Source organism: Allobosea sp. (assembly GCF_035944895.1).
Classification (GTDB): Bacteria; Pseudomonadota; Alphaproteobacteria; order Rhizobiales; family Beijerinckiaceae; genus Allobosea.
The window spans coordinates 30,412-49,869 of the sequence record NZ_DASZAT010000016.1 but is presented as its reverse complement, the minus strand read 5'-3'; the positions used below and the strand labels follow the sequence as shown (position 1 = coordinate 49,869).

Sequence of the window (19,458 nt, the reverse complement as noted above, 5' to 3'; positions counted from 1 at the left end):
AGGGGAGAGTTCGGGATGAAAATGCCTTCAGGACGATGCCTGCTCCTTCTGGCCGGGTTGGTGGCGCTGGTGCCTATGCTCGCGTCACCCGGCCTGGAGGCCCAGACCCTGCAAGCAAGCTCCGGCCAGCCGCGACGCATGGTCCGGCCGGCCCCGACGGAACAGGACAAGGTCAATGCCTGGACGGTCGGTCTCGCGGCGGGGCTGCTGGAAGGCGCACCGCTTCGCCTGGGGGCCGAGATGGCCCGCGTCGTCGACGACGGGAATAACCTGCACGTGCTGCCGATCGTCACCCGTGGCGCCACCGAGAACCTGAACTCGCTGCTCTATCTGCGCGGCATCGACACGGCGATCATCAACTCCGATGCGCTGGAGGAGTACAAGGCCCAGCTCCCGCAGATCCGGCGCAAGATCACCTATGTGCTCAATCTCTTCCCCTCGGAGCTGCATGTCTTCGTGCGGCCCGAGATCCAGAGCCTGCAGGACCTCGCCGGCAAGAAGGTGAACTTCAACACGCTCGGGACAGCAGCCGCCTATTCGGGGCCGCTGATCTTCAGCCGTCTCGGCATCAATGCCGAAAACACCTTCATCCCGCATCAGCTCGCGCTCGAGCAGATGCGCAAGGGCGAGATGGCCGCCGTCGTTTTCATCACCTCGAAACCGGTCGACGCCTTCGTCCGCGGGCGCTTCGAGCCCGGCTTCAAGTTCCTGCCGGTGGCCTATGACAGCAAGTTCGAGGATTATTACCTGCCGGCCGTGCTCGAGGCCGGCGAATATCCCGGGCTGATCAAGCAAGGCGAGCGGGTCTCGACCATCGCGGTGCCAACCGCTTTGGTCGCGTTCAACTGGGCTCCCCAGAGCAACCGCTACGAGCGCGTCGCCCGCTTCGTCGACCTCCTGTTCAGCCGTGTCGAGAAGCTGCAGGCGCCCGGCTTCGACCCGAAATGGAAGTCGATCAATCTCGCCGCGACCGTCCCCGGCCTCGACCGCTTCCCGGCAGCCCAGGACTGGCTCGATCGCAAGGCGCAGACGCAACGTGCGAGCCAATGAAGCTGGTCATGCTCTCGGTCGCCTTCGAGATTGCGAGCCGGATCGCCTTCGCGCAGGGCGCGCCCGATCCGATGGCGCTGCTTCGGGCCTGCTCGCTGCTCGACCCGGCGGAGCGGCCTGCCTGCCTGAACAAGCTGCCGCAGCCCGTCACAGTACCTCGTCGCCCGCCCGGCGATGCCGAGGGCTGGATCGTCAGCGAGACCACGTCTCCGGTGGACTACACGCCGATCGTCACCGCCACCACCTTCGCCGAAGGCGATACGAGCGGCGCGCTGCGGCAGCTTTCCATTCACTGCCGGGGCGGCCGGACCGAGCTGGTTCTTGGCGGGCAGGCTACTACGGAGAGCGGCGCTGACTACAGCCTGTCCTATCGCCTCGATGACAGCCAGCCTGTGCAGGTTGCGGCCGGACGGCCGACTTACGGGACGGGTGTCGCCTTCCGCGGCGATGTCGTCGGCCTGCTGTTGTCGTTTCCCAATGAGGGCGGCATCGCAATCCGCCTCACCACGCGCGCCGGCGCCGTCCATGACGCGCATTTCAGCCTCGTCGGCCTGAAGGCGGCGCGGGACAGGGTCGCCGCAGCCTGCAAATGGCCGCGCACCCTTGCCAGGCCACGTAGCGAATAGTCCTCGAACCATGGGTGGGATGCGATGACGATCAGGTTCAAAGATGCTCTCGGCGCGATCCTGCTGGCCGGGCTCGCCTTCGCCGCGCCGCCCGCGATGGCGCAGGCCACGAAGCACAGTGCAGTACAGGCACCGAAGCCGCCCGTGCCCGACAGGAAGGCGCACCGGCTCATCCTGCAGGTGAACACGAACGATCCTGCGATGATGAATCTCGCGCTCAACAATGCGACCAATGTGGCGCAGTACTATCAGGAGCTCGGCGAGAAGGTGGAGATCGAGGTCGTCACCTTCGGCCCCGGCCTGCACATGCTGCGCGACGATACTTCGCCGGTGAAGGCGCGGATCGCGACGATCGCGTTGAGCACGCCGGCCATCTCCTTCAAGGCCTGCGGCAACACCCAGGGCAATATGAGCAAGGCCGAGAACAAGGAGATCGCCCTGATCCCCGAGGCGGCGGTGGTGAAGTCGGGTGTCGTCCGGGTGATGGAGCTGCAGGAGAAGGGCTGGACCTATGTCAGGCCGTGACCGGCCGCTGTTTCAGGGCGCGTCGGGATTGTTCTGACGCGCAGCTCGCCGCCACCGATCCTATGGTGCAGTCGCCTCGGCGCATGCCACCTCTGCCGCCTGAACCTTGCCCTTTCCGGCCAAAAGCCTAAGAGCAGCCCGACCTGTCCTGGCTCGGGTGCATGATGATTGCCGGTATTCCCCTGAACGATCTGATCTTCCTCGCGGTCTCGCTGATCGCGGCGGGCGCCGTCACCGGTCTGCTCGCCGGCCTGTTCGGCGTCGGCGGCGGCGCCGTCATCGTGCCGGTGCTCTACGAGGTCTTCCGGGTGATCGGCGTGCCCGAGGAGGTGCGTATGCCGCTCGTCGTCGGCACTTCGCTCGCGGTGATCATCCCGACCTCGATCCGTTCCTATCGCGCGCATCTCGCCAAGGGGCTGGTCGATACCTCGATTATCAAGATGTGGGCCGTGCCGGTCGTGCTCGGCGTCCTCGGCGGCAGCTTCATCGCGCGTTATGCGCCGCCGGACGTGTTCAAGGCGGTCTTCGTCGCGGTCGCCTTCGCCAGCGCCATGCGCCTGCTCTTCGCCTCCGACCGCTGGAAGCTCGGCGACGACATGCCCGGGCCGTTCCTGATGCGGATCTACGGCCTGGTCATCGGCGTGCTCTCGGCGCTGATGGGCATCGGCGGCGGCCAGCTCTCCAGCCTGTTCATGACCTTCTATGGCCGGCCGATCCACCAGGCGGTCGCGACCTCCTCGGGGCTCGGCGTGCTGATCTCGATCCCCGGCGCGCTCGGCTACATCTATGCCGGCTGGCCGAAGATGGACATCCTGCCGCCGCTCTCGCTCGGCTACGTCTCCTTCATCGGTTTCCTGCTGTTCATCCCGACCTCGATCTGGACGGCGCCGATCGGCGCGCGCCTGGCGCACCGGCTGTCGAAGCGCAAGCTCGAGGTCGCCTTCGGCATCTTCCTGCTGGTGGTCTGCGCCCGCTTCTTCTGGTCTCTGATCGTCTGAGCGAGCCGGGCATGGTGGCCGTACGCGCCTGCGGTGAGGCCGATCATCCCGCACTCGCCGGCCTGATGGCCGAGATGCAGGCGCATTACCGCGTGCCTTGCCCGCCGGACACCGAAATCCGCGCCGGGCTGGCGAACCGGCCGGCGGGAACAGAATTGCTCGTCGCTGAACAAGGCGGTGCGCTCGTCGGCTTCGCCGCCTTCTCGGCGATCTACCCCGGCCCCGCTCTCCGACCCGGCTGTTTCCTCAAGGAGATCTACGTCGCGGAAGCCGCCCGCGGCCTCGGTGCCGGCAAGGCGCTCCTCGCCGAATTAGCGCGGCTCGCACTCGCCCGCGGCCTTGGGCGAATCGACTGGACGGCGGCGCGCGACGATGAGCGCCTGCTGCGCTTCTATGAGAGCCTCGGCGGGAGGCAGCACCCGGAGAAGGTCTTCTTCAGGCTGACCGGCGAGGGGCTTGCCCGTCTCGCTGAGGGCTGAGTCGCGCTTCCAGCGTGGCCATGATGGCGAGCCGCTCGACCTCGGAGAGCCGCGACCATTGCGCGATCTCCTGCAAGGTCCGTCCGCAACCCTGGCAGAGCTTGCTCGCGGGATCGATCACGCAAATCTTGATGCACGGACTCGAGATCGCGCTCATCGTCCGCCCCAGCCGATGACGAGGGCGAGGCCGAGATAGATCGCGATTTCGCCGAACTGCTGCGCCGCGCCGAGGATGTCTCCGGTCTGCCCGCCGATCAGGCGGATCGCGGTGCGCGACAGCCAAAGGGTCGTCAGCGCCGACAACGCTAAGCCGAGCACGATGCCGGCCAAGGGGAGGGCGCCAACGGCAATGAGGAGCAAAGCCAAGGCACCTGATAGCCCATAGGCGACCGGCAGCACCGATCGGTCCGGCTGTCCGACTGAGGCGGAGGCACCGTCGCGCCGGGTTGGTGAGGTCGTGGCGAGGATACGGATGCCCTCGACGCGCGACCAGGGCGCGGCGACGAGCACGGCCGCCGCGGCCGCCCATGCGCCGGCGGCTTGCAGGATCGCCGCGAGCGCGCTCACCCGCAGCAGCAGCGACAGGCCGAGCGCCAGCGCGCCAAAGGTGCCGACACGGCTGTCCTTCATGATCTCCAGCCGCCGCTCAGGCGTATGCCCGCCGAACAGCCCGTCGGCCGAGTCGGCGAGGCCATCCTCGTGGAAGGCGCCTGTGGTCACGACGAGGGCGGCCACGGTCAGCGCCGCCGTCAGCAGCGCATTGACGCCCGCAAGCCCGGCGAGCAGCGCAATCAGCGTCCCTGGTAGCGCGATTGCCAGCGCCGCGAAGGGCAGGGCGCGCGGCACCAGCCGGAAATCCGGCAGGGAATGCGCGTTCTCGCCCGGCAGTGCCGGCACCGGCAGGCGCGAATAGAAGCGGATGCAGGTCGCGGTCGCGATCAGCCAGCCTGGCCAGGCGGGGGGCGTCGCCTGCGTCGCATCATCGCTGTCGGTTTGCGCCACGCTGCCCTCGGATTGTCTTCGTCCGCTCCAGCCTATAGCAGCAGCGGCTGCGCGGCGGCGATCTCGTGCTGCCCGATTCCTCAGGTTTTCAAGATCGGCTCCTCAGATGTCTGCGATGCCCGCCTCCGGCCTGCCCTTCGACGATATCCGCAACCTCATCGCCAACATGCCGGGGCCCGACATGGCGGCGGCCAACACGGTGCGCGCCCGCGACAAGGAGCTGACCAAGCCGGCCGGTAGCCTCGGTCGGCTGGAGGAGATCGCCGAATGGCTCGCCGCTTGGCAGGGCAAGGCGCCACCGCGGGTCGACCGGCCGCTGGTCTGCGTCTTTGCCGGCAATCACGGCGTCGTCGCCCAGGGCGTGTCCGCATTCCCACAGAGCGTGACGCGCCAGATGCTGGAGAACTTCGCTGCCGGCGGCGCCGCGATCAACCAGATCTGCGCCGCCTATGATCTCGGCTTCAAGGTCTTCGACCTCGCTCTCGACCTGCCGACCGGCGATTTCACGCAGGAAGACGCGCTCGACGAGCGCGCCTGTGTCGCCACCATGGCCTTCGGCATGGAGGCGCTCGCCGGCGGCGCCGATCTGCTCGCGCTTGGCGAGATGGGCATCGGCAACACCACCTCGGCCGCCGCAATCTTCGCCGCGCTCTATGGCGGTGGTGCCGCTACGTGGTGCGGCCGTGGCACCGGCGTCGATGAGGACGGGCTGAAGCGCAAGATCGCCGCGGTCGAGGCCGGGCTGAAGCTGCACGCCAACCATCTGAACGACCCGCTGGAGATACTGCGCCGCTTCGGCGGCCGCGAAATGGCGGCGATCTGCGGCGCGATCCTCGCCGCCCGCCTGCAGCGCATCCCGGTGATCCTCGACGGTTATGTCGTCACAGCCGCTGCCGCGATCCTGCACGCGCTCGATTCCTCGGCGCTCGACCACTGCATCGCCGGCCATCTCTCGGCCGAGGGCGCCCATGCGCAGGCGCTGGTGAAGCTCGGCAAACAGCCGCTGCTGGCGCTCGATATGCGCCTGGGCGAGGGCACGGGCGCGGCGCTCGCCGCCGGCCTGGTCAAGGCGGCGGCCGGCGTCCATTCCGGCATGGCGACCTTCGCGCAGGCGCAGGTCTCGCAGAAGGGCGAGTAGGGGCTCGGCTATTCCGTCCGGAACGGATTCTCGATCCGGAGCTGTCCTTCGACGACAAGGCCGTGTTGCAGGTCTTCGCTGTAAAGCACCGTGCAAGCTGCTCGTAGTGCACTGGCGATGATCAGCGCGTCGTAAAAGCCGAATTTGTGTCGCTCGGCCAGGCGCACGGCATCCTGGTGCGTAGCGAGATCGAGCGGATGGATGCTCCGGCTCAGCGTGGTGATCGCATCGACCGCATCGCTGATCTCCGCCCAGGAGAAGCCGAGCTTGCGTCGCGCCACATTGGCGAACTCGTTCAGCACCTGGACGCTGATCTCGCAGCCGCGGCCGAGCAACTCCTCCGCGGCGGCATTCCGCGGATCGTCGCTGAAGGCGTAGACGACCACATTGCTGTCGAGGAAGGCGCGCGTCATGGCGTGCGCTCATTGGCCTCATCGCGATCGAAGCGCCAGCTGGGCGGGAGCGGCTTGCGCAGGCTGCGGATGCGGGCGAGCGCGCGCGGCTTGCGCTCGTCGCGAGCAATCAGGAAGGTGCGGTCGTCGGCGATGCGGATCTCGACATCGTCGCCTTCCTTGAGCGCCAGCGCCTCGCTGACGGCTGCCGGAATTCGGATGGCGAGGCTGTTGCCCCAACGCGAGACCTGCATGGATCGCCTCCTATGATATACACGGATCATGTATATCATAGGAAGTGCGGTCAGGCATACAAGACGCGCCGGACCCTCGGACCGGCGCGTCTTTGGCTCATCAGGCGCCGAAGCGCTCGATCACTTCGGCCAGCGGCACATGGCCCTTGAAGGCGCCTTCGCCGGCCGGGGTCTCGCCATTTTCCAGCGCGGTCGCGAAGGCCACAGCAGGATCGCTCTCGACCCGCTGGCGTAGCGCCTGCAGCTTCGGCCAGCGCGAGAGATCGGCCACCTCGTGATATTCGAGCCAGCGCGCCACGCCGGCGAGCAGCCCATCGGCGAGCGTGTGCTTGTCGCCGGCCAGCCAGCGGCTGCCATCCAGCATCTCTTCCAGCCTGTCATGGCGCTCGATCACCCGATCGCGCCCGAAACGGCGCAGCGCCGCCTCGAAATCGGGATCAGGCTCGGGCAGCTCCAGCGCGACCCAGAGCGGGCTGAAGGCGCCGGTGAAGCCGGTGTTGAGGAAGCCCATGAGCTGGTGCATCCGGTCGGCCTCGGCTGAGAGCGGGTCGAAGCTGATCCGCCGCTGGGTGTCGCGTGCTTCGATATAGGCGGCGATCGCCATGGTCTCCGTGAGCAGGCGGCCCTGATCGGTGATCAGCACCGGAGTCTCGACGCGCTGGTTGATCCGCTTGTAGGGCGGCTCGCGCATCTCGCCGAGCATGTCGACGCGGCTCAGCCTGTAGGGCTGGCCAAGCCATTCCAGCGCTGCCACGAGGCCCATCGAGGTGCCGGACGGGTAGCCATAAACGAGGATCGGTTCCATCTTGCGTTTTCCATTAGGGTTGGGAAACGCTGCGCAGCGAGGTGGAACCTAGTCACTCGCGGCCCCATGTAAATTACGCACTTTTCTGTAACCAGGCGCGGAACGGATCATGAAGGACGTCGTGTCCGACTGCTCGATCGAGAGCGTCATGCGGGTGCTGAGCGGCCGCTGGCCGACCCTGCTGCTCTATTATCTGAAGGATGGCAGCAAGCGCTTCAGCGAGCTCCGGCGCGACAATCCGACGGTGTCGCACCGCATGCTCGCGCTGGAACTGCGCAAGCTGGAAGCGGCCGGCATCGTCAGCCGGATCGACCATGACGGCTATCCGCGCCGTGTCGACTACGAGCTCACAGCAGCGGGCCTGCGCCTCGTGCCGCTGATCGACGCGCTCGGCGACTGGTGGGAAGAGGCCGAAGCGGAGCGCGGCGAGCCACCGGTCCTGTCAAAGGTTGCCTAGCCACAGGGCTGGATCTCGCTGTCACAGTCTGAGAGCTGACGAGCGGAGCCGATGAGCGACAATGCAGACGGAGTGACGATCCGGCCGCTCGAAGCCGGCGATCGCGCCGATTGGGAGCAGTTGTGGATCGGCTCTTACGCGCATGGGCCGTTCGGCGGCCCGCCACCGCCGGCGGGCGTGACAGACGCGACCTTCGCGTGCTTTCTCGGCGACGATGCGATGCGGGCGTTGGTCGCTGTCCGGGATGACGGTCTCGTCGGCATCGTTCACGCGGTCTTCCACCCCGTGACCTCGTCGGACAAGCCAGTCTGTTTCCTCAATGATCTGTTCGTGGCCGAGACAGCCCGCCGGCATGGGGTCGGCCGGCGGTTGATCGAGGGCCTCTATGATCTCGCCCGGGCTGAGGGTGCCTTGCGAGTCTACTGGCATATGCAAGTCGACAATCGGACGGCTGGCGAGCTCTACGACAAGGTCGCCAGCCGCTCCGGGCATACGGTTTTCCGCAGGAGCCTCTGATCCTGCGCCATCACCCGCGCAAGGACGTTGCGTCGCAGCGAGCGCGGTTCCCCTCACTTCGGGTCGAGCGTGATCTTGGCCGCCGTGGCAACCTCCTTCCAGCGTGCGATATCGGCGCTGAGGAACGTCGCGAACTCGGCCGGCGTGTTGCAGACGACGTCACCGCCGAGCACGGCGAGCTTCTTCTGAATCTCCTGGTCGGCACAGGCCTTGACCACTTCGGCGTGCAGCCTGGTCACGATCTCGGCGGGCACGCCGGCCGGTACCAGCAGGCCGAACCAGGCGACCGTCTCATAGCCCGGAAAGCCGCTTTCCTCGACGGTCGGCACCTCCGGCAGCGCGGCGGCGCGCTTGCGGGTGGTCACGGCGAGCGGCGTCACCTGGCCGGCCTGCGCCAGCCCGATCGCCGGCGGCAGGTTCACCGCCATGAATTCGATCTGGCCGGAGACGAGGTCGTTCAGCGCCGGGCCCGAGCCGCGATAGGGTACATGCGTCGCTTCGATGCCGGTCAGCACCTTGAGATATTCCGAGTTCATATGCGCCGAGGAGCCGTTGCCGCCCGAGGCGAAGCTGAGCTTGCCCGGATTGGCCTTGGCATAGGCGACGAGCTCCGCAAGCGACTTCACCGGCAGCTTCTTGCTGGCGAGGAAGATGTTCGGTGCGCGGTAGACCAGCGAGACCGGCGCGAAATCGCGCATCGCGTCGTAGGGCACATCCTTGTAGGTCGCCGGGATGATGCCGTGCGAGCCGGCATTGCCCATGATCAGCGTGTAGCCGTCTGGCGCGGCCTTGGCCGCCGCCGCCGACCCGACGACGCCGCCCGCGCCCATCCGGTTCTCGACCACGACGGACTGCCCGAGCGCCGCCTGCAGCTTCTCGCCGATCAGCCGGGCAGCGATGTCGGAGCCGTCGCCGGGGGCACTCGGCACGATCAGGGTCAGCTGCCGCTCCGGCCAGGGGCCGGCCTGCGCCGTGAGCAGGCCGAAGCCGAGCAAGGCGCCCGCGAACGACGCGACGAACTTCCGCATACCTGTCTCCCGAGTGATATGATCAAAGTTGGTATAATCAAACCTTGACATAGAGAGATATACGGCATTTTTGATCAAATCAATGGATGCAGCTCTATCACTCTCCGATTCCGTCAAGGACCTGATCCGTGCCGATATCCTGGCCGGCAGGCTCGATTTCGGCGCGCGCCTGCGCATCGACGAGCTGGCGACGCGCTATGGTGCGAGCCACATGCCGGTGCGCGAGGCGTTGCGCAGCCTGGTCGGGGAGGGGCTGGTCGCGGCCATCGCCAACAAGGGCGCGCGTGTCGTCACGGTCGATGCGGAGCATATCCGCCATCTCTTCACCATCCGCATTGCCGTGGAGGTCGCGCTGGCGCGGCAGGCGGCTCTCGCGATCGACAATACCGGGCTGGCCGAGGTCGCGGCGCTAGAGCAGGAGCGGCTCGCTGCGGTCGCCGCAGGCGACTTCGCTGGCGGCGTCGCCATCAACCAGCGCTTCCATCGCCGGATCTACGAGGCCGCCGGCAATGCCGAGGGCCTCGTCCTGCTCGACCGGCACTGGCTGCTGCTGGCGGCGATCTGGTCGCGCTACGGTTATCGGCCTGGGCGGCTCGGCGGCGTCGCCAGCGATCACGATCATATCCTGCGGGCCTTGGCCGAACATGATGCCGATGCCTGCGGCGTGATGACCGCAGCCCATGTCACCAAGACGCGGCAGGACATGCTGGCGCAGCTCGAAAGCCACGGGGGAAAGGGGCCATGACCGTAGCCGATCGCATCGAGCGCGCGCGGTTGCGGGTCCTGCGCATCACCGACAAGACGCGCTGGGTCTTCCTCGAACTCGCCTTCGCCTCCGGTGTGACGGGGCTTGGCGAGGCCAGCCTGAACGGGCGCGAGCGACAGCTCGTCGACGCGGCGCTGGGGCATCTGCCGGCCTGGCTCGCCGGCGGGCAGATGCCGGATTTCGGCCGCCCGGTGCCGTTGCCGCTCGCAGCGGTCGCGACCGCCTTCGACGTCGCCCGCCGCGATGCAGCCGCCCGGCGTGAGGGCAAGCCGCTGGCGGCTGTGCTCGGGGCGCCGGCCGAGGCCCGGATTCCACTCTATGCCAACATCAACCGGCGCACGCGTGACCGCTCTCCCGCCGGCCATGCCGCCAGCGCCAGGGACGCGCTCGCTGCCGGTTTCGCGGCAGTGAAGATTGCGCCTTTCGATGACGTCACGCCTGCTCTGTCCGACGATGTCGAAGGGCATGTCGCGCTGCAGCGAGGGCTTGACCGGATCGGTGCGGTCCGTGCGGCTGTGGGGAGCGAGCGTCGCCTGCTGGTCGATTGCCATTGGCGTTTTTCACCGGACCTGGCCTGGCGCCTGGTCGAGGCGGTGCGCGAGCACGATCTCTACTGGCTCGAATGCCCCGTCGCGGAGACGCCGGCCAACCTGCCCTTGCTCGGGCAGATGCGGCGCAAGCTCAACGCCTCCGGCACGCTGCTGGCCGGGCTGGAGGAGTTCTCCGGCGCGCCCGCCTTCCTGGCCTTCGCCGACGTCTATGACGTGATGATGCCGGACATGAAATACGTCGGCGGTGTCGACGAAATGCTGCGCACCGGCCATGCGCTCGCCAGGCGCGGCGTCGCGGTCTCGCCGCATAATCCGACCGGGCCGGTCTGCCATGCTGCCAGCCTGCATCTCAGCGCGGCCCTGCCGGGCTTTGGCATGCTGGAGGTCCAGTTCGACGAGACGCCGCTGTTCTTCGACCTCGGGCTGCCCCGCCTGCCGGGTTTTTCCGGCGGAGCTTCGGATCTGCCGGCTGGAGCCGGGCTGGGGCTTGATCTCGATGAAGAGCGGGCGAAGCCGCTCTGCATCCTCGATCTCACATTGCGATCATAGGCGTTACGCCGCCGAGCGCTCGCCGGGCTGGGGCAGGGCCGGCAGCGTGTCCATCACGCGCTCGGCCGGCAGGGTGATCGTGACTTCCGTGCCGGCGCGCGGGCTGGACTTGATGCGGAAGCCGCCGCCATGCAGGTCGACCAGTCCCTTGACGATCGGCAGGCCGAGGCCCGAGCCCTGCTCGGCGGTCTTGATCGCGAGGGAGCCGCGCCCGAAGGTCTGCATCACCACCGGGATCTCGTCCTCGGGAATGCCGGGGCCGGTATCGGTGATCGAGACATATTGTCCGCCGGTCGCGGTCCAGCCGACCTTGATCGAGATCTCGCCGCCCTGCGGGGTGAACTTGATCGCATTCGCCAGGATGTTGAGCACGGCCTGGCGGATGGCGCGCTCATCGGCCCAGATCCGTGGCAGATCGGGCTCGGTCGCCTGGCTGATGGCCTGACCCTTCGCTTTGGCGCGCAGGTTGAGCATGTGGGCGGCGTCGTCGGCGATGGCGGCGAGGCTGATCGCTTCCTCGCTGAGTTCGTATTTGCCGGACTCGATGCGCGAGAGGTCGAGGATCTCGTTGATCAGCGTCAGCAGGTGCTGGCCTGAGGAATGGATATCGCCGGAATATTCCTTGTAGGAGGCATTGGCGTGCGGGCCGAACACCTCGTTCTTCATGACCTCGGAGAAGCCGAGGATGGCGTTGAGCGGCGTGCGCAGCTCATGGCTCATCGTTGCCAGGAAGCGCGACTTGGCGAGGTTGGCTTCCTCCGCCTTGCGCCGGGCCTCGTCGGAGTTGGCCTTGGCGGTCTCGAGCTCGGCGATCAGCGCGTCCTTTTCGGCCCGGAACTCGATGGTCTCGACCGAGGTCGAATAGAGCCGGTTGGTCAGGAAGACGAAGAACAGCTGCGCGCTGGCCGCCATCAGCAGCATGGTGATGCTGTCGATGTCGCTGCGGCCGCTGAAGAACAGGATGATCGCACCGACGATCGGCACGAGGCCGGAATAGACCGCGACCGGGATCGTCGCCGCGAGCGTCACCGTGAGCGCGCTGACGATCAGCAGCGCCGTCATCAGGAAGAAGCGGGCGCCGGGTGCCTCGATGCCAACGAACAGGCCGGCCAGCAGGGCCCAGGACAGGCCATGCAGCAGCTCGGCCGTGGGCAAGAGCTTGCGCCAGAAGCTGACGCGGGCGGCTGCGGAAGGCTCGGCCAGGAAACGCCGGCACAACACGGCGGCGAAGGCTGTGGTCAGCACCACCAGGCAGAGCCAGCCCGAGACCGCATAGAACGGCACCCAGACGCAGGCGGCCGCCGCGACCAACAAGGCGAGCAGCAGCGTGCCGGCCGAGCCGTTCAGCCGATACTGCGCGAAGACGCGGATCAGTTCGTAGTCGAAGGCGCGCTGGAGCCCGGTCGAGGAGGTCAATTTCTCGCGCGCCGACCGGACCTCGCGGTTGATCAGCTTGCGGCGCGCCAGCACGGTCGGATCGGGTCCGCGACCACGCTGCACCTGTTCGGCTGTCAGTTCCGGCATGGCTCGAAGGCAAAGGTTCCCGACCGGTGGCGCACCCGCGCGCCCCGGCTCGCCATGATGAGTTGGAAATCGTTAAGCTTGTGCTGATGGCGCGCTTCGGATTCAGGACAGGCAGTTACGGACCGTTCGGCTGGCGGCGGGTCGGCCGGTCCGTCGACTTCGTCGTAGCCCTTGGATTCCTTCTGCTTTTGGCGATTGCGGGGGCCGTTCTGCAATACCGGCTGGGCGGTGGCCGCGATCTTGCCGGAGCGGCCGAGGCGATAGACGGCGATTCGCTGCGGCTGCTCGGCGAGGAGCTGCGGCTGGAAGGCATCGATGCGCCGGAGTACCGGCAGACCTGCCGCGATCGCAATGGCGGCGAGGTCGCCTGCGGCCGGCAGGCCCGGCGTGCGCTCGCCGCCATGCTGGCGCTCGGCAAAGTCAGTTGCACGGTCTCGCGGCCCGATCGCTATGGCCGCGGGTTGGCGCGCTGCCGGCAGGGCGATGCCGAGATCAACGCGGCCCTGGTGCGCCAGGGCCATGCGGTCTCCTATGGCGCCTACCAGGCCGAGGAGGCCGAGGCCAAGGCGGCCGGCCGCGGCATCTGGGCGACGAGCTTCGAGCGACCGGAAGCGTGGCGCCGGAGCCATCCGCGCTGAGGTCTCAGCCGGCCATGCGGATTCCTCAATCCCGCTGACAGTTCAGGTGGTTTCGTCTCCGGTGAGGGCGACCTAAAGAAGGATCGTCTTCTTCTCGCTCCCGCGCCGGATTCGCTACCGCATGACATTGCTGCCCGCTTGGCCACCCGTCTGTGAGTTCCCGGCATGATCGGCGCGATCCTGCTCGCTCTGGCGCCGATCGCCCTGCTGATCGCGCTCGGCCACGCCATGCGGCGCCTGCGCTTCCTGCCGGACTCGTTCTGGCCGCAGGCGGAACGGCTGAGCTATTACGTGCTGTTGCCGGCGCTCTTCACCCACGCTCTGGCGATGGCCGATCTCAGGGGGCTGCCCGTCGCCGAACTGGCTTTGACGCTGATCGCGGCGATCATCGCCGTTGCCGCCGTGCTCGTCCTGGCGAAGCCCTGGCTCGGCTACAGCGATGCCGCCTTCACCTCGGTCTTCCAGGGCGGCATCCGCTTCAACAACTATGTCGGCCTGAGTGCGGCCGGCAGCATGCTGGGGGCGTCCGCCCTGCCGCTTGCGGCCGTGGCCAACGCCGCGATCGTGCCGACCGTCAACGTGCTCTGCGTCCTGGTCTTCGCCCGCTGGGGCTCGGCCCAGCCGACCCTGCGCGGCATCCTGCGCGGTCTCGCCCTCAACCCGCTGCTGATGTCCTGCGTGCTCGGCATCGCCATCCAGCTCAGCGGCCTCGGCCTCCCGCCCGGCGTCGAGGGCTGCCTCAAGGCGCTCGGCCAGGCCTCGCTGCCGATCGGCTTGCTCTGCGTCGGCGCGGCGCTCGACTGGGGCGCGCTCGGCCGCGGCCTGAAGCCGGCGCTGGTCGCCTCCGTCGTCAAGTTCGTGCTGATGCCGCTCGCCACCTATGCGGCGCTGAAGGGTTTCGGCCTCGGTGGCCCGGCGGCGACGCTGGCCATCCTGTTCCAGGCGCTGCCGACCGCCTCGTCATCCTATGTGATGGCGCGTCAGCTCGGTGGTGATGCCCCGCTGATGGCGGGCATCTGTGCGCTGCAGACGGTGCTGGCGGCGGTTGCGGTGCCGCTCGCGCTGACCCTGCTTGCGCCTGGATAGAGTTGCCGTGCCGCTCACATCACGCCGACGGTGATCTTCGTTTTCTTCGCATGGGCCGCTCTCGGCGCGGTGACCAGATAGGTCGTATGGAAGCCGCCCACTCTCTCGGAGGCGGTGAACCAGAATGTGCGGGTCTCGTCCTTGGGGACGCGCAGCTTCAGCTTGCCCTTGACGCTGACATCGTCCGCGTCGGAGTTCACCCAGGTCGAGAACTTCATGTTCGTCGGCGAGACGAAGACATCGGCCTGCAAGGCCGTGACCTGGAGCTCAGCCCATCCGTCCTTCATCAGGATGATGTTGAACTCATGGCTGTTGGCGGTGGATCTCTCTCCGAACGAGGGAGCGCTGGCGGCTTGGCCGCCGAAGCTGGCGATCTCGGTCAACTTGGCCATGATGTCCCTCCGAACGCTCGATGTCAGAGCGTGTTGGAGCATTGGAGAGGGAAACGGGCCGGCTTTCGTCATTCAAACGCACGAGTCAGTCGTGGACACGGGGCTTCGGCGTCATGGGGCGTGGCGAGTCGCAGCCATGTTCGCGCCGTCTTGTCGGGCTTTGTCTTGACAGGGCAGGCTCGCCGCCCTGAATGCGGCTGTGGCGTCGTGGGCGAAGAGGCAAGGCATGAAGCTCTATGATGGCGGGCGGGCGCCCAATCCGCGGCGGGTCCGCATATTCTTCGCCGAGAAGGGCGTGCCCCTGCCCGAGCTCATCCCGGTCGACATCGCCAGGAAGGAGCATCGGACGCCGGAGTTCACCCGGATCAACCCGTCGCAGCGCTTGCCGGTGCTGCTGCTGGAGGACGGCACGGCGCTGGCCGAGACCATAGCGATCTGCCGCTATATCGAGAGCCTGCATCCGGCGCCGCCGCTGTTCGGCGCCGCCCCCAAGGAAGCGGCCCTGATCGAGATGTGGAATCGCCGCATCGAGCTCGGCCTGTTCTCTGCGGTCTCGGCGGTGTTCCGCCACGGCCATCCCGCCATGGCCGAGCTCGAGGACCAGGTGCCGGAATGGGCCGAGGCCAGCCGCGAGCAGATCGACGACCATCTCGTGCTGCTCGACCTGCAACTCGGCGCCAATCGCTTCCTTTGCGGCGACGAACTGACGGTCGCCGACATCACCGCCGGCATCGCCATCGACTTCATGAAGCCTTCGCGCATCCCGCTGCCGGAGGATTTCGCCAATATCCGGCGCTGGCATGGCGAGCTCTCGGCCAGGCCGAGCTGGAAGGTCTGATCATGCGCCTGCCGCTGATCCTGCTTGCTCTGATGTTCCCGTTCGCCGCGACGGCGATGGAGAAGCTGACCGGCGAGCAGATCAACCGCGCCTTCACCGGCAACACGGTCAGCGGCCGCTACACTGGCGGCGGGTTTTTCACCGAGTTCCACGACCCGGACGGGCGGGCGCTCGGCAACAATGGCTGGCAGGAGAACCGCGACGCCTGCTGGATCACCAAGGGCGATGCCGTCTGCTATTACTATGGCCCGCCGGAGGAGCGCACGACGCATTGCTTCACGGTCGAGCTGACCGACCGGCTCTACATCCTGCGCAATCTCGACAATGGCCGGATCAACGCGGTGGCGACCATCGAGCTCGCCAATCCGCGCAACCACACCGACGGCGGCAAGCCCTGGTATTGCGACGGGCTGATCTCGCGCGGCCCGCAGGGTCCGCTGATGTCGCGACGCGTGGCGGCCAGATGAGGCGCTCCGGCAGGATCGCGGCGCTGCTGGCGCTGTGCGTTTCGGCGACGAGCGCCTTCGCGGTCGAGCGCCTGACCGGCCAGGAGATCCGCAAGCTCTTCGAGGGCAACACGGTTGCCGGCCGCTACAATAACGGCTTGCCGTTCAGCGAGTATCATCACCAGGACGGCCGCGCGACCGGGCATAACCGGCATGTGCAGAACACCGATGCCTGCTGGACCACGACCGATGAGGCCGTCTGCTACTATTACGGCCCGTTCGCGACCCGCCGGACCTATTGCTTCACCGTCGAGCGCAGCGGCTCGCTCTATGTGCTGCAGACCTATCGGACCGGCCGCATCAACGCCATCGCCACGATCCAGCCAGGCGATCCGGAGAAACATGCCGACAAGGCGCCGGCCTGGCATTGCGACGGCTTGATTTCGCAGGCGCACCCGCCGGCGCTGTCGTCGCGGCTCGCTTCGCGATGAGGCTTCTGGCGCTGGTGTTGCTTGCTGGGCTCTCGCTGTTGTGGCTGGGCGAGGCATTCGCCGTCGAGCGGCTGACCGGCGAGCAGATGCGCCAGCTCGTCGAGGGCAATACCGCGACCGGGCGCTACAGCAGCGGCGAGACCTTCAGCGAGTACCATCACCCGGACGGGCGCGTGAGCGGCTACAATCGCGATCGTGCGACGCCGAACCGCGATGCCTGCTGGACCACGACTGAGGCTGCGATCTGCTACTATTACGGCCCGATCGAGACGCGGCAGACCTATTGCTTCACTGTCGAACGCAGCGGCACGCTATACGTGCCGCGCAGCGCCGTCAGCGGTAGCATCATCGGCGCCTTCACTGTCCAGCCGGGCGATCCCGAGAAGCATGCCGACAAGGTGCCGGCCTGGTATTGCGACGGGCTGATCTCGCAGGGAAAGGGCCGGGGGCGGCTGGCCGGGCGATGAGCGGGCAGGGGGTAGATGCACCCGAAGCGCTCGGCGATGTCCTCGCCGAATTGCGCGCCTGCCGCATCTGCCGGGACGAGCCGGTCTATCTGCCGCGCCTGCCGCATGAGCCGAGACCCGTGATCCAGGCTGAGGCCAGCGCCCGCCTGCTGATTGCGAGCCAGGCGCCCGGCACGCGGGTCCATGCCAGCGGCAGGCCCTTCACCGACCGCTCCGGGGACCGCCTGCGCGACTGGCTCGGCCTCGACCATGCCCGCTTCTACGAGGCCTCACGCGTCGCGATCGTGCCGATGGGGCACTGCTTTCCCGGGCTCGACGGCAAGGGCGGTGACTTGCCGCCGCGGCGCGAATGCGCGCCGGCCTGGCGAAGCCGGGTGCTCGCGGGCCTGCCGGAGATCGAGCTTATCCTGGTGATCGGCCGCTATGCGCAAGCCTGGCATCTCGGGCCGAAGGCGGCGGCCGACCTGACGGCGACCGTCGCCGATTGGCGCAGCATCTTCGCCGGGGAGCGCCGGCCGCGCATCCTGCCGCTGCCGCACCCCTCCTGGCGCAACAATGGCTGGCTCCGGAAGAACCCCTGGTTCGAGGCGGAGCTGGTGCCGGTGCTGCGGGAGGAGGTAGCGCGGCTGGTCGGCTGAGCCTTACGGCTCCAGCCGCTTCAGCAGGCTCGACGTGTCCCAGCGCCCGCCGCCGAGCTTCTGCACATCGGCATAGAACTGGTCGACCAGCGCGGTCACGGGCAGGCGGGCATGGTTGCGGCGGGCTTCGTCGAGCACGATGCCGAGATCCTTGCGCATCCAGTCGACGGCGAAGCCGAAATCGAACTTGTCGGCGTTCATCGTCTTGCCGCGGTTCTCCATCTGCCAGGAGCCGGCGGCGCCCTTCGAGATCACCTCCAGCATCGCCTCGACATCGAGGCCGGCGCGCTTGGCGAAGTGGACGCCCTCGGACAGGCCCTGGACCAGGCCGGCGATGCAGATCTGGTTGACCATCTTGGTGAGCTGGCCGGAGCCTGCCGGGCCCATCAGCCGGCACATGCGGGCGAAGCTGGCGATCACCGGCTCAACCCGCGCATAGGTCGCCTGGTCGCCGCCGCACATCACGGTCAGCACGCCGTTCTCAGCGCCGGCCTGACCGCCCGAAACCGGCGCGTCGACGAAGCCGAAGCCGGCTGCGGTCGCCGCCGCGTCGAGTTCGCGCGCGACATTGGCGGAAGCGGTGGTGTGGTCGACGAAGACCGTGCCCTTGCCCATCGCGGCGAAGGCGCCGCCTTCACCGATCGTCACCGAACGCAGGTCGTCGTCATTGCCGACGCAGCAGAACACGATCTCCTGGCCTTCGGCCGCCTGGGCCGGGGTCGGCGCGTAGACGCCGCCATGCTGCGCCACCCATTTCTGTGCCTTCTCCGGCGAGCGGTTGTAGACGGTGACCTCGTGGCCCTTGGCCTTGAGATGGCCGGCCATGGGATAGCCCATCACGCCGAGACCGAGAAAAGCGACTTTGGCCATGAGGTGCTCCGCTGCAATCGTCTGAAAGGTCATTGCGGCTTTACCGCGCCGAGGAAGGCGAGGGAAGCGATGCAGGTGCGATAGCAGTGATCGCGATTCCGCAGGGATCGCGCATGGGCAGTCTGCCACGCCCTGCCTTGCCGCCCTCGCCGAAATCCGTCAGGAACCTCGCATGACCATCACCAATGACGAAGAGCTGCAGGCCCTGCGCGAGATCGGCCGCATTGTCGCCGATACGCTGGCAGCGATGGGCAAGGCGCTCGAACCCGGCATCACCACGGCCGAACTCGACGCGATCGGCCGCGCGATGCTCGAAAAGCACGGCGCGCGCTCCGCCCCCGAGACCGTCTACAATTTCCCCGGCGCCACCTGCATCAGCATCAACGAGGAGGTCGCCCACGGCATTCCCGGCGAGCGCCGGATCATGGCGGGCGACCTCGTGAACATCGACGTCTCCGCCGAGAAGGCCGGCTATTTCTCCGATACCGGCGCGTCCTTCACGGTGCCGCCGGTCGATCGTCGTATCGAGAAGCTGTGCCGTGACGGCAAGCGCGCGCTCTGGGCCGGGCTCGGCCAGGTCGGCGCCGGCAAGCCGATCGCCGGGATCGGCGAGGCCGTCGGCCGCTTCGCGCAGAAGAACGGCTATACGCTGGTGCGCAACCTGGCCAGCCACGGCATCGGCCATTCGCTGCACGAGGAGCCCAAGGAGATCGCCACCTGGCCCGAGCGCTCGGAGCGCCGTGTCATGCAGAAGGGGCTGGTCTTCACGGTCGAGCCCTTCCTGTCGCTCGGCGCCGACTGGGCCGAGCATGCCGACGGCGACAACTGGACCCTCTATTCCGAGCCGCGCGCGCCAACGGTCCAGTACGAGCACACTGTGGTCGCGACCGCCAACGGCCCGCTGGTGCTGACTCTATCGGGCTGAGCGGTCA

27 protein-coding genes are annotated in these 19,458 nt (G+C 67.6%); 18 read left to right on the top strand and 9 right to left on the bottom strand.

Translation table 11 applies throughout. The annotated features are described in order from the left end of the window. Window positions 1-15 precede the first annotated feature (15 nt). The 5 genes from VGV58_RS27300 (at window position 16) to VGV58_RS27280 (ending at window position 3,678) form a co-directional block, all read left to right on the top strand. Window positions 16-1,050: a TAXI family TRAP transporter solute-binding subunit gene (locus VGV58_RS27300; RefSeq protein WP_326877212.1), complete on the top strand. Its 1,035-nt coding sequence runs from the start codon at window positions 16-18 to the stop codon at window positions 1,048-1,050. Continuing rightward, on the top strand, window positions 1,047-1,676 hold the full coding sequence (locus tag VGV58_RS27295) for a hypothetical protein (protein WP_326877211.1): 630 nt from the start codon (window positions 1,047-1,049) through the stop codon (window positions 1,674-1,676). Before VGV58_RS27300 ends, VGV58_RS27295 begins: the two co-directional genes overlap by 4 nt. A gap of 24 nt (window positions 1,677-1,700) precedes the next feature. Beyond that, on the top strand, window positions 1,701-2,201 hold the full coding sequence (locus VGV58_RS27290) for a DsrE family protein (protein ID WP_326877209.1): 501 nt from the start codon (window positions 1,701-1,703) through the stop codon (window positions 2,199-2,201). Between the two features lie 164 nt (window positions 2,202-2,365). Further along, window positions 2,366-3,199 carry a sulfite exporter TauE/SafE family protein gene (locus tag VGV58_RS27285; protein WP_326877398.1) on the top strand — a complete coding sequence of 278 codons (834 nt, stop codon included), beginning with the start codon at window positions 2,366-2,368 and terminating at the stop codon, window positions 3,197-3,199. Window positions 3,200-3,210: 11 nt separating this feature from the next. Continuing rightward, complete coding sequence (locus VGV58_RS27280) at window positions 3,211-3,678, top strand: GNAT family N-acetyltransferase (RefSeq protein WP_326877208.1); 468 nt, start codon at window positions 3,211-3,213, stop codon at window positions 3,676-3,678. On the opposite strand, the gene VGV58_RS27275 is transcribed toward VGV58_RS27280, so the two are convergent. Both VGV58_RS27275 and VGV58_RS27270 read right to left on the bottom strand, forming a co-directional pair. After that, a complete protein-coding gene (locus VGV58_RS27275) occupies window positions 3,635-3,835 on the bottom strand; it encodes a DUF1289 domain-containing protein (RefSeq protein ID WP_326877207.1) in 201 nt (66 codons plus the stop codon). The genes VGV58_RS27280 and VGV58_RS27275 overlap by 44 nt on opposite strands. Then, window positions 3,832-4,680 carry an adenosylcobinamide-GDP ribazoletransferase gene (locus tag VGV58_RS27270; protein WP_326877206.1) on the bottom strand — a complete coding sequence of 283 codons (849 nt, stop codon included), beginning with the start codon at window positions 4,678-4,680 and terminating at the stop codon, window positions 3,832-3,834. The genes VGV58_RS27275 and VGV58_RS27270 overlap by 4 nt, the downstream gene beginning before the upstream one ends. A gap of 106 nt (window positions 4,681-4,786) precedes the next feature. Here VGV58_RS27270 and cobT point away from each other — a divergent pair, with 106 nt between their 5' ends. After that, window positions 4,787-5,818, top strand: a complete 1,032-nt coding sequence (gene cobT / locus VGV58_RS27265; protein WP_326877205.1) for a nicotinate-nucleotide--dimethylbenzimidazole phosphoribosyltransferase — start codon at window positions 4,787-4,789, stop codon at window positions 5,816-5,818. A gap of 8 nt (window positions 5,819-5,826) precedes the next feature. Here cobT and VGV58_RS27260 read toward each other — a convergent pair whose 3' ends face one another. From VGV58_RS27260 to VGV58_RS27250, 3 genes are all read right to left on the bottom strand, one after another. Continuing rightward, a complete protein-coding gene (locus VGV58_RS27260; protein WP_326877204.1) occupies window positions 5,827-6,231 on the bottom strand; it encodes a PIN domain-containing protein in 405 nt (134 codons plus the stop codon). Continuing rightward, a complete protein-coding gene (locus tag VGV58_RS27255) occupies window positions 6,228-6,464 on the bottom strand; it encodes an AbrB/MazE/SpoVT family DNA-binding domain-containing protein (protein WP_326877203.1) in 237 nt (78 codons plus the stop codon). Before VGV58_RS27255 ends, VGV58_RS27260 begins: the two co-directional genes overlap by 4 nt. Window positions 6,465-6,564: 100 nt before the next feature. Beyond that, window positions 6,565-7,269 carry a glutathione S-transferase family protein gene (locus VGV58_RS27250; protein ID WP_326877201.1) on the bottom strand — a complete coding sequence of 235 codons (705 nt, stop codon included), beginning with the start codon at window positions 7,267-7,269 and terminating at the stop codon, window positions 6,565-6,567. A 109-nt stretch (window positions 7,270-7,378) separates the two neighbouring features. On the opposite strand from VGV58_RS27250, the gene VGV58_RS27245 reads away from it, so the two are divergent. Beyond that, window positions 7,379-7,726 (top strand): winged helix-turn-helix transcriptional regulator, encoded by a 348-nt coding sequence (locus VGV58_RS27245; protein WP_326877200.1) that lies wholly within the window; start codon window positions 7,379-7,381, stop codon window positions 7,724-7,726. A gap of 51 nt (window positions 7,727-7,777) precedes the next feature. After that, a complete protein-coding gene (locus VGV58_RS27240) occupies window positions 7,778-8,242 on the top strand; it encodes a GNAT family N-acetyltransferase (protein WP_326877199.1) in 465 nt (154 codons plus the stop codon). 53 nt (window positions 8,243-8,295) lie between these two features. Here VGV58_RS27240 and VGV58_RS27235 read toward each other — a convergent pair whose 3' ends face one another. After that, window positions 8,296-9,270 (bottom strand): Bug family tripartite tricarboxylate transporter substrate binding protein, encoded by a 975-nt coding sequence (locus tag VGV58_RS27235; protein WP_326877198.1) that lies wholly within the window; start codon window positions 9,268-9,270, stop codon window positions 8,296-8,298. Window positions 9,271-9,352: 82 nt separating this feature from the next. Between VGV58_RS27235 and VGV58_RS27230 the strand changes: the two genes are divergently transcribed. Beyond that, the gene (locus VGV58_RS27230) at window positions 9,353-10,015 is read left to right on the top strand and encodes a GntR family transcriptional regulator (protein WP_326877197.1); all 663 of its coding nucleotides are present in this window, start codon (window positions 9,353-9,355) and stop codon (window positions 10,013-10,015) included. After that, window positions 10,012-11,136 carry an enolase C-terminal domain-like protein gene (locus VGV58_RS27225; protein ID WP_326877196.1) on the top strand — a complete coding sequence of 375 codons (1,125 nt, stop codon included), beginning with the start codon at window positions 10,012-10,014 and terminating at the stop codon, window positions 11,134-11,136. The genes VGV58_RS27230 and VGV58_RS27225 overlap by 4 nt, the downstream gene beginning before the upstream one ends. 3 nt (window positions 11,137-11,139) lie before the next feature. Here the strand turns inward: VGV58_RS27225 and VGV58_RS27220 are convergent, their stop codons facing one another. Continuing rightward, window positions 11,140-12,660 carry a sensor histidine kinase gene (locus tag VGV58_RS27220; protein WP_326877195.1) on the bottom strand — a complete coding sequence of 507 codons (1,521 nt, stop codon included), beginning with the start codon at window positions 12,658-12,660 and terminating at the stop codon, window positions 11,140-11,142. Window positions 12,661-12,686: 26 nt separating this feature from the next. On the opposite strand from VGV58_RS27220, the gene VGV58_RS27215 reads away from it, so the two are divergent. Both VGV58_RS27215 and VGV58_RS27210 read left to right on the top strand, forming a co-directional pair. After that, complete coding sequence (locus VGV58_RS27215) at window positions 12,687-13,298, top strand: thermonuclease family protein (RefSeq protein ID WP_326877194.1); 612 nt, start codon at window positions 12,687-12,689, stop codon at window positions 13,296-13,298. 165 nt (window positions 13,299-13,463) lie between these two features. Continuing rightward, window positions 13,464-14,384, top strand: coding sequence for an AEC family transporter (locus VGV58_RS27210; protein ID WP_326877193.1), 921 nt, complete (start codon window positions 13,464-13,466; stop codon window positions 14,382-14,384). A gap of 14 nt (window positions 14,385-14,398) precedes the next feature. Here VGV58_RS27210 and VGV58_RS27205 read toward each other — a convergent pair whose 3' ends face one another. Then, entirely contained in the window at window positions 14,399-14,776 is a 378-nt protein-coding gene (locus VGV58_RS27205; RefSeq protein WP_326877192.1) for a hypothetical protein, read from the bottom strand. A gap of 226 nt (window positions 14,777-15,002) precedes the next feature. Between VGV58_RS27205 and VGV58_RS27200 the strand changes: the two genes are divergently transcribed. Genes VGV58_RS27200 through VGV58_RS27180 form a run of 5 tightly spaced genes read left to right on the top strand, consistent with a single transcriptional unit; the run spans window position 15,003 to window position 17,656 of the window. Continuing rightward, window positions 15,003-15,614, top strand: a complete 612-nt coding sequence (locus tag VGV58_RS27200; RefSeq protein WP_326877191.1) for a glutathione S-transferase family protein — start codon at window positions 15,003-15,005, stop codon at window positions 15,612-15,614. 2 nt (window positions 15,615-15,616) lie between these two features. Next, entirely contained in the window at window positions 15,617-16,081 is a 465-nt protein-coding gene (locus VGV58_RS27195) for a hypothetical protein (protein ID WP_326877190.1), read from the top strand. Beyond that, the gene (locus tag VGV58_RS27190) at window positions 16,078-16,551 is read left to right on the top strand and encodes a hypothetical protein (protein ID WP_326877189.1); all 474 of its coding nucleotides are present in this window, start codon (window positions 16,078-16,080) and stop codon (window positions 16,549-16,551) included. Before VGV58_RS27195 ends, VGV58_RS27190 begins: the two co-directional genes overlap by 4 nt. Further along, entirely contained in the window at window positions 16,548-17,018 is a 471-nt protein-coding gene (locus tag VGV58_RS27185; protein WP_326877188.1) for a hypothetical protein, read from the top strand. The genes VGV58_RS27190 and VGV58_RS27185 overlap by 4 nt, the downstream gene beginning before the upstream one ends. Next, window positions 17,015-17,656: a uracil-DNA glycosylase family protein gene (locus tag VGV58_RS27180; protein ID WP_326877187.1), complete on the top strand. Its 642-nt coding sequence runs from the start codon at window positions 17,015-17,017 to the stop codon at window positions 17,654-17,656. Before VGV58_RS27185 ends, VGV58_RS27180 begins: the two co-directional genes overlap by 4 nt. A 3-nt stretch (window positions 17,657-17,659) precedes the next feature. Here the strand turns inward: VGV58_RS27180 and VGV58_RS27175 are convergent, their stop codons facing one another. After that, complete coding sequence (locus VGV58_RS27175; RefSeq protein WP_326877186.1) at window positions 17,660-18,526, bottom strand: NAD(P)-dependent oxidoreductase; 867 nt, start codon at window positions 18,524-18,526, stop codon at window positions 17,660-17,662. A gap of 172 nt (window positions 18,527-18,698) precedes the next feature. Here VGV58_RS27175 and map point away from each other — a divergent pair, with 172 nt between their 5' ends. Further along, a complete protein-coding gene (map, locus tag VGV58_RS27170) occupies window positions 18,699-19,451 on the top strand; it encodes a type I methionyl aminopeptidase (protein ID WP_326877185.1) in 753 nt (250 codons plus the stop codon). The last annotated feature ends 7 nt before the right edge of the window (window positions 19,452-19,458 follow it).